The organism is Paenibacillus arenilitoris (genome assembly GCF_014705655.1).
In the GTDB taxonomy this organism is placed as follows: Bacteria; Bacillota; Bacilli; order Paenibacillales; family Paenibacillaceae; genus Pristimantibacillus; species Pristimantibacillus arenilitoris.
The window spans coordinates 16,928-32,564 of record NZ_JACXIY010000012.1 but is presented as its reverse complement, the minus strand read 5'-3'; the positions used below and the strand labels follow the sequence as shown (position 1 = coordinate 32,564).

12 protein-coding genes are annotated in these 15,637 nt (G+C 59.8%); 5 read left to right on the top strand and 7 right to left on the bottom strand.

Going from position 1 to position 15,637, the window contains the following annotated elements; translation table 11 throughout:
• Nucleotides 1-236: 236 nt before the first annotated feature.
• Together IDH41_RS09310 and IDH41_RS09305 are read right to left on the bottom strand one after the other, a co-directional pair.
• A complete protein-coding gene (locus IDH41_RS09310; protein WP_190860339.1) occupies nt 237-1,238 on the bottom strand; it encodes a cell wall hydrolase in 1,002 nt (333 codons plus the stop codon).
• A 166-nt stretch (nt 1,239-1,404) separates the two neighbouring features.
• Nucleotides 1,405-2,139: a class I SAM-dependent methyltransferase gene (locus IDH41_RS09305; protein ID WP_190860337.1), complete on the bottom strand. Its 735-nt coding sequence runs from the start codon at nt 2,137-2,139 to the stop codon at nt 1,405-1,407.
• Nucleotides 2,140-2,333: 194 nt separating this feature from the next.
• Between IDH41_RS09305 and IDH41_RS09300 the strand changes: the two genes are divergently transcribed.
• Complete coding sequence (locus tag IDH41_RS09300) at nt 2,334-2,894, top strand: alpha/beta fold hydrolase (protein WP_190860336.1); 561 nt, start codon at nt 2,334-2,336, stop codon at nt 2,892-2,894.
• 93 nt (nt 2,895-2,987) lie between these two features.
• On the opposite strand, the gene IDH41_RS09295 is transcribed toward IDH41_RS09300, so the two are convergent.
• On the bottom strand, nt 2,988-3,824 hold the full coding sequence (locus tag IDH41_RS09295; RefSeq protein WP_190860335.1) for a phytanoyl-CoA dioxygenase family protein: 837 nt from the start codon (nt 3,822-3,824) through the stop codon (nt 2,988-2,990).
• A gap of 142 nt (nt 3,825-3,966) precedes the next feature.
• On the opposite strand from IDH41_RS09295, the gene IDH41_RS09290 reads away from it, so the two are divergent.
• Nucleotides 3,967-4,854 carry a helix-turn-helix domain-containing protein gene (locus tag IDH41_RS09290; protein WP_190860334.1) on the top strand — a complete coding sequence of 296 codons (888 nt, stop codon included), beginning with the start codon at nt 3,967-3,969 and terminating at the stop codon, nt 4,852-4,854.
• Nucleotides 4,855-4,885: 31 nt separating this feature from the next.
• On the opposite strand, the gene IDH41_RS09285 is transcribed toward IDH41_RS09290, so the two are convergent.
• Entirely contained in the window at nt 4,886-5,530 is a 645-nt protein-coding gene (locus tag IDH41_RS09285) for an FMN-dependent NADH-azoreductase (RefSeq protein ID WP_190860333.1), read from the bottom strand.
• Nucleotides 5,531-5,708: 178 nt separating this feature from the next.
• Here IDH41_RS09285 and IDH41_RS09280 point away from each other — a divergent pair, with 178 nt between their 5' ends.
• Together IDH41_RS09280 and IDH41_RS09275 are read left to right on the top strand one after the other, a co-directional pair.
• A complete protein-coding gene (locus tag IDH41_RS09280; RefSeq protein WP_190860332.1) occupies nt 5,709-6,080 on the top strand; it encodes a VOC family protein in 372 nt (123 codons plus the stop codon).
• Nucleotides 6,077-7,294 carry a winged helix-turn-helix domain-containing protein gene (locus IDH41_RS09275; RefSeq protein WP_190860331.1) on the top strand — a complete coding sequence of 406 codons (1,218 nt, stop codon included), beginning with the start codon at nt 6,077-6,079 and terminating at the stop codon, nt 7,292-7,294. The genes IDH41_RS09280 and IDH41_RS09275 overlap by 4 nt, the downstream gene beginning before the upstream one ends.
• Nucleotides 7,295-7,361: 67 nt before the next feature.
• Here IDH41_RS09275 and IDH41_RS09270 read toward each other — a convergent pair whose 3' ends face one another.
• Nucleotides 7,362-8,192 (bottom strand): alpha/beta fold hydrolase, encoded by an 831-nt coding sequence (locus IDH41_RS09270; RefSeq protein WP_223829595.1) that lies wholly within the window; start codon nt 8,190-8,192, stop codon nt 7,362-7,364.
• 145 nt (nt 8,193-8,337) lie between these two features.
• Here IDH41_RS09270 and IDH41_RS09265 point away from each other — a divergent pair, with 145 nt between their 5' ends.
• Complete coding sequence (locus IDH41_RS09265) at nt 8,338-8,781, top strand: Lrp/AsnC family transcriptional regulator (protein WP_190860330.1); 444 nt, start codon at nt 8,338-8,340, stop codon at nt 8,779-8,781.
• A 563-nt stretch (nt 8,782-9,344) separates the two neighbouring features.
• On the opposite strand, the gene IDH41_RS31765 is transcribed toward IDH41_RS09265, so the two are convergent.
• Nucleotides 9,345-14,294, bottom strand: coding sequence for a beta-xylosidase family glycoside hydrolase (locus IDH41_RS31765; RefSeq protein WP_263364567.1), 4,950 nt, complete (start codon nt 14,292-14,294; stop codon nt 9,345-9,347).
• 95 nt (nt 14,295-14,389) lie between these two features.
• Nucleotides 14,390-15,496, bottom strand: coding sequence for a peptidylprolyl isomerase (locus IDH41_RS09255; RefSeq protein WP_190860326.1), 1,107 nt, complete (start codon nt 15,494-15,496; stop codon nt 14,390-14,392).
• Nucleotides 15,497-15,637 lie beyond the last annotated feature (141 nt).

The window sequence follows — 15,637 nt, the reverse complement described above, 5'->3', positions numbered from 1 at the left end:
CAGCGCGAAAAAGAGGCGATTGGCGGCCGCGACCGATTCGGCAGCCGTACTCTTCCGCGAATGCCCGTTTGACCGGGCGGCGCGCGAGGGGGCGGCATATGGGGCGGCGCGAAAATCGGCGCATCGTGCGACGCGGGCGAACGCGAGCGGCAGCGCATATAGCAGCCCCAACACGGCAAAAAAGTCGACCGGGCACTGCCCGATCGACGGTTTGGAATGGGGGACTAGGGCCCCCGCTATTTCGCGAAGCTGTGGTGACCGATCGTGGCGACGACGTCCAGACTCGACCAGAACGATCCTTTTGAAATTTCGGGATTGAAGAAATAGACCGCCCCGACCACGTTGTTTTTCCCGTTCAAGGCGTCCTTGGCGGCGCGCAGCACGCTGGCGTTCGGCTTGCTTTTGTCCAGCAGGCCGTTGTGCGCGGGAGGGAACTGGCTGCCCGCATAGATGACGCCATGGATCGTGTCCGGGAAGCTTGAGCTCTTCACCCTGTTGAGGATGACGTTCGCTACGCCGAGCTGCCCCTCGTACGATTCACTGCCCGCTTCGATTTGCGTAATTTTGGCAAGCAGCTGCAGATCCTTCTCGGTGAACGGCTCCGCTTCGTTGGCCAGCACGGCCGGCACGACGACGCGCAGCTCGGTACCGGCCTTGACGCTTTCGGCGCTCTCCAGCCCATTCCGCTTCAGCAGCTCCGCGCTGCTGCTTCCGTACTGCTCGCCGATCTCGGCAAGCCCGTACCCGTCCGCCACGACGGCCGGCTGCACGGTTTGCAATTCGGCCGTCTCCGTCGCCGCGTTCCAATAAACCTTCGCATGCATCAGCTCCGCGACATGGCGAAGCGGAATGTACATCCTGCCCTCGAAGATGAACGGCGCCTCGTCCATCATGTAGCGGCCTTTGTTAAAATAGACGACCGGCACGCCGTTGCCGAGCACGATCGTATCTCCGTAAGCGTTATGTATCGTTGCTTCTTCATTTACTTTATCCCATTCGATCTTCGCGCCGAATAGCGAGGCGATATGGGCAACAGGCATAAACAGCCTGCCATCCAGCGCTCTTGCCGGATCCGAGAGCTTCACGGCTTCCCCGTCCAGCGTAACCGATACGCCCTTCGCGATTTCGGCCTTCTCTTGCTGCGCCGCGGCGGCGGACAGCGGCCAGACGCAGATCAGGAGCATCGCCCATACCGTTATAAGTAACCGTTTGCCTGCCGGCTTCCTTCTTCCGTTCATGACTACCTCCCAGCGTACATGCTATGAATCCGTTATCATAGGTCTCCGCCGTATTATAACACAGCCGTCAGGGGCAGTAGGATTAACGTTTTCACATAATTCGGGAAAAGGCATCCCCGGTTCCGGTCCGTTCTTGAACGGTTAAAGGTCGATGCGTCCGGATGAATTAATTTTTGACCGCCGCGATCAAGAAAAAAATCGGACGCCGCACGGCTTCCCGCCACTCGGGATTCCGGGCCAGCATCTCCTCGGTCGGCTGCAGCTCGGAAAGCTTGCGGATGGCGAAGCCCGCTTCGATTAAGCCGTTCACGTAGGAAGCGACGGTGCGATGGTATTTGACGACGTCATGGCCAAGAAACCTCGCCTCCCTTGCGCCCTCGCTATGGTAATCGTCGACCGGCCAATGCAGGGCCTCTCCCTCGGGGCCGTAGTGCCAGTCTTGGGCGGCGAGCGCGGTGAAGATCGGATGCTCGACCGAGATCACGAAGGATCCCCCGGGCTCGAGCGCTCGATGCACGTTCCGGCAGAGCAGGTCGAAGCGCTCGACGTAGTGGAACGCCAGCGAGCTGATGACCGCGTCGAACCGCTCCGCGCCGAATTCGAAGTCCTCGATCGCCAGGCGGCGGTACTCGATTCCCGGATCGTCGGTCATCGCCCTGGCGCGCTCCAGCATCTTTTCCGAAAGGTCGATGCCGACGACGGAGCTGGCCCCCTGCTCGCGCGCGTACCGGCAATGCCACCCGAAGCCGCAGCCGAGATCCAGCACCTTGGCGCCTCGAAGGTCGGGCAGCAAGGCGCGAAAATCTTCCCATTCCCCGGCGGCGTCAAGACCGCCGGTCGAGCGCGGCATCCGGCTGTAATTCGCAAAAAAAGCGGAATCGTCGTATTTGTTCTGTTGCATCGCAGTCCATTCCCCCCGACATCATTGTTCGTTAGTACTTTACCATTAACGCTCCGCCGCAATCCACAGGATAGAATAATTTTAATCAATAATTACCGCTATCTCCATGTCCGGCGAGGCCAAACAGCAAACGAGAAGAAATCGTTTGTCGCCTGATATGCTACAATTCGGACAGACGGAATTTTGACGAAACGATGGAGGTGGAGGCACTGAAGAAGCAACTGCTTTTCATCCACGGAGGCGGACACGGCGCTTACGAGGCGGGCCGGCATATGGCGATGACGCTGCAATCGCTGCTCGGTCCTGCATACGAAATTTGCTGTCCGAGAATGCCCGACGAGGACAGCCCCGACTATGCGGCTTGGCGCGGCTTAATCGAGGAACGGCTTACCGCGGGCAATGGCAATGCGATTGCCGTCGGGCATTCGCTGGGCGCCTCCGTTCTATTGAAATTGTTATCGGAGTCGCATACGAGTCCGCCGATTGCCGGCCTTTTCCTCCTCGCGCCTCCCTATTGGGGCGCCGTCGACTGGGAAGTCGGCGACTATGCGCTGCGCGAAGGCTTCGCATCCAAGCTGCCCTCGGCGCTTCCGATTTTCATCTATCACAGCCGCGACGATGAAATCGTTCCCTTCGACCACCTCGCGCGGTACGCGGACAAGCTTCCCGGGGCCGTATGCCGGGAGCTCGACGGAGGCGGGCATCTCTTCCATAACGTCCTGGGCGCCGTTGCCCGGGATATTGCGGCGCCGTAGCGAGATTCGCTTACGATAAGGAACAAGGAGCAGCGGCCGCGGCAGCTGCTCCTTGCTTTTGGACGAACGATGACGAATGCGGACAGGCCGCCTTCAAGCCATCTTGCTCGTCGGCGTCGTGTACACGACGGGAAAATGGTCGCCTTGAAGAATTTCGCCGGCTTTCACGTTCACGTAATCGTGCATCGGATGGTTCGCCGACGGCTCGTATCTCGTATGGCCCGGCATGTAGTGAACCGCGATGGCCCGGCGGTGCAGGTCGGAGCGGTTATGCGGGCTGCCGTGCCAGGTCATGCAGTGGTGATAACCGACTTGCCCTTTCTTGATCTCGAACGGCACGGCCTTCACGATTGCGCCCTCGGGCAGCAGCTCGGGCTGCTTATGGTACGGCATGAAGTTTTGGTCGCTGGCCAAGTACTTCTGATGATTGCCCCATTTGTGGCTGCCGGGCACCATCCACATGCAGCCGTTCTCGATGACCGCGTCGTCCAGCGCCACCCAGGCGCTGACGAGATCGGCCGGCTGGATGATCGGCCACAGCGGGTGATCCTGGTGCCAGCCCGTCGGACCGCCCGATACCGGGGGCTTGTATTGGACCTGATCGTGCCAGATGCGGACGGTGCCGGTTCCCGAGAGCTGCGCGATCTCCTCGCATATCCGGCGGTTCGAAGCATGCCGGAAGAAGACGTCGCTCGCCATCCAGATGTTGACGATTTGCACGACCCGCTCGCTTACCGTCATTTTCATATTGTCGTAGAGCGACCCGGAGTCCAGCATGTTGCGGTTCAGAATCGGCTTGTTGACGGTCTTCCCGTCCATGACGTCCTGCAGCTCGGCGCGCAGCGCCTCAACCTCGTCCTCGCTTAATACGACATCCCCTTTAAGAAAACCGTCCCGCTCGAACTGCTTCACTTGCGTTTCCGACAACATCGCTATAGCGCACCTCCGTTAAAAATGAAGTTGATTTTGTATGCGCTTTAACTATACAGTAGGAGCATCGGGACGTATTTAGACAAATACCGGAGAGATTTACGTTTTTTCAAGATTGCTTAGAGCAGGAGGCTTGATCGCCATGCACCTGGGCTCGCTGTTCGATTGCAGCCCCGCCGTTAATTTCGCCAGCCGCGACGCCGCCGGCCCGAACGTGCAGTGGGGCCCGCGGTTCATCCCCGATTGGCAGTTCTTTCACGTCGTATCCGGTGAAGCCGTGCTGCAGTCGGGGCGGAGCCGCTGCCGCATCTCCCCCGGCGAATGCGTAATGCTGGGACCGGGCAGCGCCCATCTGCTCGCGACGACGAAGGAGACCGAATACTATAGCGTTCACTTCGCGTTCCGCAGCGACAGCCCCGTACCCGTCCATCCGGCCTATCTGATCCGGGAAGCCTCTTCGGCGCAGCTCGCGGCGGAGCCCGAGAGGTTCCGCATCGCGATTCCGGGAGCGGCCGACCTCGAGCTGCCGAGCCGCTTCTCGATCGTCCTCGCGGAGCCGTTGTTCACGCGCATCGTCAAGGAGTATGCCGGCGCGCATGCCGCCTATCCCTTCGCGCTGCGCGCCCTGATAATGGAATTGCTGACGCTCGTCGTTCGCACCGCTTTGCGATCGCAGGCGGAAGAACCGGCCGGAAGGATCGGGCCGGCGCTGGACGCGATTCGCCAGCAGCCGGGCCGGAAGTGGACGGTTCGCGAGCTGGCCGGGCTATGCGGCTATCATCCGGGTCATTTCTCCGTCGTTTTCAACCGGGAGGTCGGGCAAAATCCGAAGCATTACCTGATCGCCGAGCGGACCAGGCAGGCGAAGCAAGCGCTGCTGCGGGGAGAGGCGATCGAAGCGATCGCGGATGCGCTCGGTTATGCGAGCATCCACTATTTCAGCAATAACTTCAAAAAAGAAACGGGACTCTCGCCCAGCGAATTCCGGCAGCGGCCCCATGCCGCCAATCCGGCGGACGGCGACGGGTAGACCGCCGATGCGGCACGGTACCGCCGCTCCTTTATTTCGTTGTCTCGATTAAGGAAGCGGCTGCGTCATCGGCTTCTTGACAGGCTTTGGCGAGCACGTCCCCGCGATCGAAGAAGGCATTGCCTTGCGCCCGGATAATCCGGTAATCCTTCACGCCTAGAAAATGGAACATCGACTTCAAGTATTTATGCGAATACTCGACTTCCGTATACCAATCGTTATTCGTATACACGGCATCGCTCGCTTGAATCACGAGCAGGCTTCGGCCGTCGTTCAGCAAGCCGACCGAACCGTTTGCCGTGTACGCGAACGTTTCTCTCGCGATTATGACGTTATCCATGTAATCTTTCAGCTTCGAAGGGATATTGAAGTTATGCAGCGGCATGGCGATGACGTACTTTTTGGCCTGCTTGAACTGCCGGAGAATTTCCGACATGCGGGAAGCCAGACGCCGTTCCTCCTCGGTCAAAGGCTCGCCCTTCCTCGTCTTCTCCTGCGCGCTGAGAAAGACAGGATCAATGGCGGGAACGTCGTCCCGGTACAAATCGATTTGCTCCACCGGTCCTTCAGGATTCAGCTTCCGGTACGTTTCGAGAAACCGCCGCAGCACTTGCAGGCTGACGGACGATTCGGCATCCGTCTTCGGATGCGCGTTAATAACGAGCAATGGTTCCATCTTGTTCCTCTCCCTTTTTTTCATTATTTTGCGTTAGAATCGGCTGCATTAAACAAGACAACGAACGCCCTCTTTTTGTGACATGCGGTTTTGGTCAACTATTTCTCACGCAAGTTGTGCTACAATTTTGAAAATGGATGTTGTGATAAAAAGTAATGCAGAGGAGGGAGCCTTGCCTATGAAAGCCGTGAAGCTTCGGCCGTTCGTGCCATCGGGGAAAGATTACGCGCTGGCGCAGCGTTTTTTCGAGGAGCTTGGTTTTGACAAAATCTACTCCGACGACGGACTGAGCGTCTTTCGAATCGGGGAACAGGAATTTTTCCTTCAAAATTTCCACGACCAATCGTTTCAGGACAATTACATGCTCGAGCTGGCGGTCGAGGACCTGGACGGTTGGTGGTCCCGACTCCAAGCCGTCCTTGCGGCGAACCGCTACCCGGCGAAGGCGAAAGAGCCGACCGTGTATCCATGGGGCAAACGCGAGATCCACCTCATCGATCCTTCCGGCGTCTGCTGGCATTTGTCCGAAGCGGCGGAGGCGTTCCGATGAACACGGTCAAAACGACGAAACGGGCGCTCCGGCGTTTTTTGCTCGAGCGGCAGGCTTTGCTTCATCCGCCGGAGGATCGGCCGGCCTCGGCCGAAGCGCTGAGCCGGCGCGTGCTGGACATGATCCGGCATCTGGAATGCGTGCAGATCGACCCGGTCTCCGCCGTGCGTCCGAATCAGCATTTGACGCTGGCGGCGCGAATCGGCGGCTACGAGCCGGGCATTCTGAACGAGCTGCTGCGCGGCGGCGAGCTGTTCGAATATATCGCAAATGCGGCATGCGTCATTCCGATGGAGGATTACCCGGTTTTCGAACCGACCCGCCTGCTGATGAAGCGGAAGCTGCAGCCCTATATCGATCAAATTCGCCCCGTCGCCGAGCAGGTGCTGAAGCGGCTGGAGGACGAAGGCCCGCTGCCGGCCAAGTCGTTCGACTCCGATCAGCGAGTGCACGGCTATTGGGATAACGTGAACGCGAAGACGAAGGCGACGTCCCATGCGCTCAATTTGATGATGGACGCCGCGCAAATCCGGATCGTCGGAAGAGAAGGCAACCAGCGCCTCTTCGCCGTCACCGGGCGCAGCGTTCCGGCCGAGCTGCTCCGGCAAGCGGAGTCGATCGGCAGAGCCGAAGCGCTGGAAGCGATGCTGCAAAAATACTTTCGGGCTTACCGGGTGTTCGAACCGGGCGACCCTCGACTCGGCTGGCAGCGGCTAAGCGCAAAAGAACGGCGGGAGGCGATCGAACGCCGCCTGCTGGCGGGGGAAATCGCGAAGGTTGAAGTCGAGGGATTAAACAAGCCCTATTACATGCTGGCATCGGATAGGGATCGGCTTGCCGCGCAGGAAGACGCGGCCGGGAAGGAAACGGAAGGGACGGTTCGCTTCCTCCCGCCGCTGGACAATCTGTTATGGAGCCGGTCGCGGCTCGAGGACTTGTTCGGCTTCGAGTACCGGTGGGAAATCTATACGCCGGCCGTCAAGCGTAAATACGGCTATTATGCGATGCCGATTTTGGCAGGCGACCGTCTGATCGGCCGCATGGACCCGCGCCTGGACGCCAAGCAAGGCCATTTGACCGTGCAGTTGCTGCAAATCGATCCCGAAGTCGACTACGCGGACGGCCTTCGCGAAAGCGTGCATCGCGCGCTCGAATCGTTTGCCCGCGCGCACGGGGCGGATACGGTATCGATTGCGCTGAGCGTGATCGGATAAACCGAGAGCGACCTCCGTAATTTTCGGGGAGGTCGCTCGTTTTTTTGTAGCATGGACCGTGCTTTCTTTATTCCGCTTGCAGAAATTCGAGCACGGCATTCAGAAATTCGGACGGGTACTCCACGTTCGGCAGGTGAACGGCGGGCAGCATGACGAGCTTCGCGTTCGGCACCGTCCCGGCGATTAATTCGCCGTGCGCAGGGAGCGTCACCGTATCATATCGGCCGGCGATGACGAGCGTCGGATTGCGGATAAGGGCGGCGGTCCGGCGCATGTCCATGTCGCGGATCGCGGCCCAGCTTCCCGCGATTCCTTGCGCGCGGGTAGCGAGCACCATTTGGCGAAACGACTCGACGATCGCTTCGTTCGACGCCGCCATATGCGAAGGGAACCAGTTCTTCACGAACATATCGGCGAATCCGGTCAGGTTCTCCGCCTGAAGGACGGACGCGATCAGGCCTTCCCATTGCTCGGCCGGTCCAAGGTAAGAGGAGGTATTGCTCAGAATCAGCCGATCGATCCGCTCGGGAGCGTAGATGCCGAGCCATTGTCCGACGGCGCCGCCCAGCGACAGCCCGAGGAAATGGACTCGGTCGATGCGTAGCGAGTCGAGCAGTTCAATGACGTCCCGTCCCAGCCTGTCGAACGAATACGGGCCCGCGGGCGTATCCGAGGCGCCATGTCCCCGATAGTCGTAGCGAAGCACACGGAAATGCCGTGCAAATTCGTCCATCTGGCCATCCCACATGCCCATTGAGGTGGCGATCGAGTTCGCAAGCATCAAGATCGGCTTGCCTGCCGATCCGTCGATTCGATAAGCGATCCGAACGCCGTCCCCTGTCGTGACAAATTTCACCTCATCGATCGCTCCGGTTTCATATAATGACGTTGTCATCATGTTCATTCCCCCTTACTGGTTATAAGTGACATTTTATTGAAACCGCGTTACCATTTAAATGAGCGGATTAAGGCATTTGGAGCTAAAAAGCTTAATTCCATCGTCGTTTTCCCACCAAATCCTAAAAAAATGAGGTGCTCTCGTAATGGATCGCATCGATCAACAAATATTGTCAACGCTTCACGATAATGCCAGAATCACGATTTCCGAAATGAGCCGAATGATCGCGATGTCGCAGCCGGCCGTAACGGAACGGCTTCGGAAGCTCGAGGAGCAGGGGATCATAACGGGCTATCGGGCGGAGATTGCCCCGTCCAAGCTGGGCAAGCATACAACCGCGTTCGTGCTGTTCAAATCGAATAAGTGCAAGGAGTTCGAGGCTTTCGGCGAAGCGGCCCCCGAGATCGTCGATTTCTACCGAACGAGCGGGGAGTATAACTATTTATTGAAGGTCGTAACCGAAACGAGCGAAACGTTGGAAGCCTTCCTTGAAGCCTGCCACGCGTTCGGCTTTTCGTCGACCCTCGTCGTTCTCTCCACCCGCTTCGAGGATAAAAGCATTGTCCCAAGCCGTTCCGCGGCAAATTAAAAACACGAAGGGAGCCGGCGCGATGGTCGGCTGCCTTCCGCGCGCCGTCCGTTCCCCGGTTCCTGCAACCGCCCTATCGTCCGATCCGATGCGAGGTTACCGGCAATGAAGCGTCGAGCGGACGGTTACGCTTTGCGCGACGAGGGCACTTATTTCAAATTCTGAAACTAAGAGCGGTAAGCTGGAAGGAATATTGAGGACTAGTTTCAAATTTTGATACTAAGACGGTTAATATCATAATGAAAGGATCGATTAACACCGTTTAATATCAAACATTTAAACTAAATCGAGTGTGGATGGGGGTTAATGCGATTTAGTTTCATTTTTTGAAATTAGTATCGCCGTCTAATGGCCGAACGTCGCGGAAGCAGGCGGTCGTGTTTGAAAGGAGGAAGAGGCGCGTAAACGCGGCCAAGTGCGGAAAGGCAATGAAGAAGGAGCTGTCTCTACGGTCGCCCATGACCTGTGGAGACGGCTCCTTCTTCGGTTCCTTGGAAGCGGCTATTAGGTTCCGCCGCCTCGTCGTGTACCGGAGCTTGTGCGGTACGGGAAATGACTCCCCGTCACATGGAAGACAACCATTCTTCGATGGCGGCGGCCATCCGAAGCAGTTCGTCCGCCTGCTCGTCGGTCAGCTTCTTCTTCCCTCTAAGCGCCTCGACGGCGTTCTCGAACGCCTGAAGCGCGTCCAGCGCCGCATGGTCGCTTTCTCTGACCGCTTTGTCCGCTGCGGCGGCCAGCTTAACAACCAATTCCTGCTGCACGGAAGCTCCGAGATGGCGCCGGATGTAGTCGATGAGCTCCTTAATCAGATCTTGGAGCGTCACGTTCTGGACGGTGATCGTGACGAGCTCGCGATCGTCAAGCTCGCCGTCGCTCGCATACAGCTCAACGTCGTACGTTCCGGCTTGCGCGAAGGTCGGCGTCCAGACCAGCTTGGCGGCCGCGGGGTCGAAGACCGCGCCTTCGGGCAGGCCGGCGGCGCCGTACGCGATCGCGTCCTCGTTCGGATCGTCCGCGCGGAGGACGAGCTCCAGCTTCTTCCCTTCCTTCGCCGCTTGATTCCCGACCGCCCCGAGCACGGGCGCGGCATTCCGCACGGTTACCGTCGCTTGAGCCGTTGACGAGTTCCCGCTGCAATCCATAGCGGTGAAGGTCACAAGCGTATTCCCGACGGGAAACAGCGGCGGCGCATCGCTCGTTACCGCTACCGCGCCGTCCACCGCATCCGTCGCGACCGCTTCGTCAAGCGCGACCGGCGACAGCTTTGCCGTTGCCGTAACGGCGACGTCGGGCGGCGCCGCGAGCACCGGAGGCGTCGTATCGGCGACGGTTACGTTCTGCCGCGCCGTGCTTACGTTGCCGGAGCCGTCCGCCGCCGTCCAGGTGACGACGGTCGTGCCGAGCGGAAAGTCGGGCGGCGCGTCGTTCGCGACCGTTACTTCGGCCCCGGAGTCGTCGGCGGCTTCAGGCAGCCCGATGTCGACCGGCGTCCGGGCGCCGGTCGCCTCGACCGAGCGGTCGGCCGGCGCCGCAAGCGCGGGCGGCGTCGTATCCTGCGGTGTCGCGGATGGCAGCATTTCGCCATGGCCCATCCGGAAATAATCGACGTCCAGCCCGGCCGTAACGCCGCTGCTTGCGCTGCCCCCGATTTTCAATATATCGGTCCCCGTGCCGCCGCTCGCCGCTCCGCTCCAGGCCGGGTTGCCGTCGACGTAAAGATCGTATGTGAAGTCCGCATGCACAACCACCCTATACGTATGGTACACGGTCGTATCGAGCGTCGTCCGCTTCACCGGATCGCTCTCCCGGTCCTGAGCCGCCCCCGACGTGCCATACGGCAAAAATAAGGAAATGTTGTACGAGCCGCTTCGCGCCGATATTTCATTGATCGTGCCCGGCTCGTTCGCCTTCGCCTTGACCTCGAACGTGAACGCTCCCGCCGCGGGCGCGAAATCCTTCTTCGTCATGAAAAAATGGCTCGTCGTGCCGTCCGCGACCGAGACGTAGCCGTCATGCTGCGTCACGGATCCGCCGGAGCCGGTCGTGCTCCATCCGGACGCGTAATCGTCCATGTCGTCATCCGCCAAATCCCACGACAGCGGAGTCGGCGTTGGCGTTGGCGTTGGCGTTGGCGTCGGTGTCGGCGTCGGAGTTGATGAAGGTGTCGGTGTCGGTGTCGGCGAAGGAGAAACCGTCGGCGACGGCCCCGTCTGCACCAGCTCGAAATCGTCGAAATACACTTCGCCCGCGGCCGACCTTTTGTACATGAAGATGGTTGCGGCGGTATTCGTGCTTCCCGTCGTGAACGTATATTCCTTCCGTACATAGTCCGCGGAATTGACGAATACGGTCCTCTCGTAGCTGCCGAAATTCCGCACGCCGAATTCCCCGGACACTTCGTCGGTCGTTTTGGCCCATGCGGACAGCGTATAGGTCGTATTCGGAATCAAGCCGATAACCCGCTGCTCGATGCCCCCGTACTGCTTCGCCAATTTGGCCGCATACGTTCCCGAGCGGGCGTTCGCGTTCAAGATGGCCGATTGGTTGAAATGCGTGCCCCAGCCGGTGAAATCCCCCGTCTCAAACCCGGGGTTCGCCAGCAAATTGTCCGCGGACACGACCTGCACGGCGCAGGTCGCCGTCTTGGCGCCGTCCTCGGTCGTCACGGTAATGACCGCGGTTCCTTCCCCCGTCGCCGTCACGTTGCCGCTCGAATCGACCGTCGCGACGGCGGCATTGTCCGAGCTCCAGCTTACCGTCTTGTTGGCCGCGCCGGACGGCAGGACGGTGGCCGTCAATGCGGAGGACTGGCCGGGCCTCAAGCTTAACGCGGTTTTGTTCAGCGTAACCCCGGACACGGGAACCGGCGTAGGCGTCGGTGTCGGTGTCGGCGTCGGGGTTGGCGTAGGAGTCGGCGGCGGCTCGATGCCTTCCGTAACGATTCGGAAATAGTCGAAGTCCGCCGTGAGCCCCGTTCCCGCGCAGACGATCAGCCCGATCTTCGGATCGTCCAGAACCGCGGCCTGCGTCGTCCAGACCTGGGTGTACGATACGCCGTCCGCCGAATAATAGCCGCTGTACGTGTCGCCGTACTTCACGATGCGAAGATAAATTTCCGTCGCCGCGATCGGATCGGGCACCTCCACATGCTCCCGGATCGCGTTGATCTGCTTCGTGAATTGGATCTGGTTGCCGCTTCCGTACAAGCGGGTCATCCGGAAGTACGTATTGTCGTCGACGTAGACGATAAGTCCGCCCTGCGACCACCTGGACGAAGGCTTCCCGTCCATCTTCGTCTCGATCATCCAATCCCCTTCCGGCGCGCCGGTCAGCAAAATATTTCGCGCGGTCGCCCCGCCGTCCACGATGTCGCCCGCCTCGCTGACGATCCGCATCGAGCCGGGCTTCGCGCCAAGCGACCAGTTCGCGCTATTCTCGCGGATCCAGTTCCACTGGCCGTTCAGCTCGGGATCGTTGAACTCGTCGTCCGTCCCTTCCGTCCATATCGGGCCCGTCGGTCCGCCCGGCGCCGCGCTGAATTGGATCAATTCCAGGTCGTCGAAATAAACGTCGCCGCTTCCTCCCGCTTTGTACAAATAGATGATGGCGCTCGTATCGGCGCTGCCCGTCGTGAACGTAATTTCCTTCCGGGTGTAGCCTGCCGCGGTCATGTAGGCGTCCTTGGCGGAGCCGCCGTAATTTTTGACGCCGAATACCGCGGAGCCGCCGCCCGAGCTCTTCCCGTAGGCATACAATTTGTAAATCGTATTCGGGTATAAGCCGCTGACGGTCTGCTCCATTCCGGCGGTCGAGCCCGTCACCTTCGCGGAATAATTGCCGGTCCGGGCGTTGTTGTTCTCGATCGTCGCGCCGTTATAATGGATCGGCCAGTTCGTGAAATCCCCCGTCTCGAAGCCCGAGTTTTTGAGCAGGTTCTCCTCCTCCGGCGGCTCCGGCAGCGGGGGCAGGTTATTCGGGTCGAGCCCCGGTCCGCCGTAAGCGCCGATATTCGGAGCCGCGGTCGCGGACACCGGATTGCCGAAGTAGTCCCGGCCGCCGTTGCTTGCGATGGCCTTGCCCGCGCCGATGGCCGGCGAAGTCGCGAGCAGCTGGTAGCCGACGAGCGTATCCTTGCCGATGCCGCCCGAGCCTGGCGAGGCGAGCTGCGGGTCCGCCGTTATTTTGTAAGGGTCCGCCGGTTCGTTTGCCGGGTGGTTGCCGTAGAACAGGTTGTGCTCGAACACGTTGTTCGTGCTTGCGCCGAAATTGTAGCCGCCCGAGCCCAAATTATAGATGAGGTTGTTGTAGAAGTACGTGTTCTTCGCGAAGCCGCCCCAATTGAGATAGTCCACCACTTTGGCGTTCGAGTATCGGGGCAGAAAGACGGTGTTGTTGTAAATGTAAGTGGTGTCCGGCGTCCCGCTGAAGTTGAACACGGCGCCGCTGTCGTTCTGGCTGATGTTGTAGCGGATCGTCGTATTCGTGTTGGCATTGCTGGCGACCGTGCCGTCGTTCACGACCAGGAAGGCGCCGCCCGCGTTGTTATGGCTGTAGTTGTACTGGATGATCGTGCCGTCGCTCTTGTAATCCGCGTCGTACGCCATCGCGTCGCCGCCCGGCGCCGTATTGTACACCTCGTTGAACTGAATGACCGAATTTTTGTTCGAAAATACCCACAGCGGCACATGGTAGCCGCTCGCTCTCACGTGCGTATCGTAGACGACGTTGTTTTGGATCAAGCCGTTCGTCGTGTCCAGGATGAAGGCGCCGTCCGCGCCGATATCGTAAATGACGTTCCCCTCGACCTTGAAGCCGGAGGAAAGATGCTTCTGCGCGCCGTACAGATAGACGCCCACGCTGTCGAGCGAATAAATCCGGCTGTTCCGGACGACGACGTCGGAGACGTGATAATCCCAGTTCGTGCCCCAGACGATAATGCCGCCGTTATGGGCGTAGTCGGAGGCGATATTGCCTTTGACGTGATGGATGTCCAAATTTTCGAACAGGAAATGCTTGTACACCTTCGGATTCGTCCACGTCCCGCTGCTGCCGTCCACGTGAATGCCTCTGCGCGTCCCGGGCGTCGACGCGTTGTTCGTAATTTCGAGATTGCGGACCTCCCACTGCTCCTGGTTGTAAAAGTAGACCGCCGCGCTCGCGCCGGCCCCGGCGATGAGCGGCTTCGCCCCGGTCCCGTACATGTCGATGGCGATCGGATTTCCTTCGGCGCCCGAGCCTTGCGGCGACAGCGTGCCCGTCCAAACGCCTCCCGCCTTGAACAAGAGGCGGTCGCCCGGCTGGAACGTCGTGGCGTTCACCTTCGCCAGCGACTGCCATGCCGTTCCCTCGGTCGTTCCGGCATTCGCGTCGCTTCCGCCCAGCGCGTCGACGTAATACGACGTGCCGGATGCCTCCTCGGCGCTTGCGGACGCCGGTCCGCCCCAAGCCGCGATGCCGGCGGCAAGCACGGCAAAGGCGAGAAACAGATTGAACCACCTGAACCTTCGCATACTTCTCACATCATGATCCTCCCAACTAGACTTTTTTTATCTAAAAAACGATTCCTTTCGCATGCCCGCTTAAGAAACCGCTTTCAAGATTGGTGTTAACGAATCGCGATCTTATCGAGTTCGTCCGTATGGACGATGACCTCCGCATCCCGGACGAGCCGCTCCAAATAAGCGTTATAGGCGGCGTCCATGTAACTGTCCCGTACGGCGCGCTCCTTTTCCTCGAAGCCCGCATGCCCCGTCTCTTCCCTCTCCGTGATTTGAATAAGGACGTATTCGCCCTGCACGGCTTCGTCGAACGGCTCGCTGACCTGACCGGCCTTCAGTCCGCCTGATAGTGCCGCATACAGCGCCGGCTGTGACTTGAAGTAAGTGCCTGCGGTGCCTTCGTTCAGCTCTTCCTCCGAGTAACGGATTCCGCCCGCTTCGCCGCCGGCGTCCAGCTCCCGCGCCGCTTCCTCGGGCGACCTGCCGGACTCCAGCAGCCGCCTCGCGGAATCGAGCAGCGCTTTGGCCGACTGCCTGCTCCTCTCGTCCGCATCGTCCCGATCATCGTGCATTCGGTACGGCACCGAAAGCTTCCGAAAGCCGATCCTCTCTTCTCCGGCGAACAACCGGTCCTTGACCAGCTCGTAATGCCGCTCAAGCTCCTCGTCCGTTGCCCGCAGCTCCCCCTCCGCCAGCGCCTCCTTAAGCCCGTTCCGCAGATTGGACAAATAGTAAGGGAGAAACGAGCTTTCGTCCAGCCGGACGGGACCATATACCGGCCGGTTCGCTTCGACAGCCTCCCGTCTCCGTTTATTCTCGTTGTCCATGGCGGCAAGCAGATCGGCGTAGGTCGTCCCTTGGACAAGCCCGTGCCGCCTCGTAAGCTCCAGCTCGACCTTGACCCGGACAAGCTGCCGCAGCGCCATGTCCTTCGCCTTCTCTTCCGGGTTCTCCCCGCCGTAATCGGCCGTCCAGAAGCCCGCTTCGTATGCCGCGCCGCGCTCCCTTTGGAAATAATCGATGACCGCGGCTCTTTGCCGCTCCAGCTCCTTCGCGAATTCCTGCGCCGCGACCGGACTTCCGTTCACCTCGGCGACCGGAGCGCCGCCCGAACCGGAACGCGCCGAAGCGGAATAGGCGATCGCGCCGCCAACCGCGACCAGAATTGCCGCAGACAGCCATACGGCCGCCGTCCACTGCTTCTTCAGCCTCATCTCCTCACCTCTTCTCCATCTTATTACAGCGCTTACACTCGGATAAGAGACAAAGATTTAAGATCGCTAGCAAAATGTTAAGGTTGCGGCGATCCCTAGCCGTTCGGAGCGGGGCGAGCCATACGCGGGCGATTGCCGCGA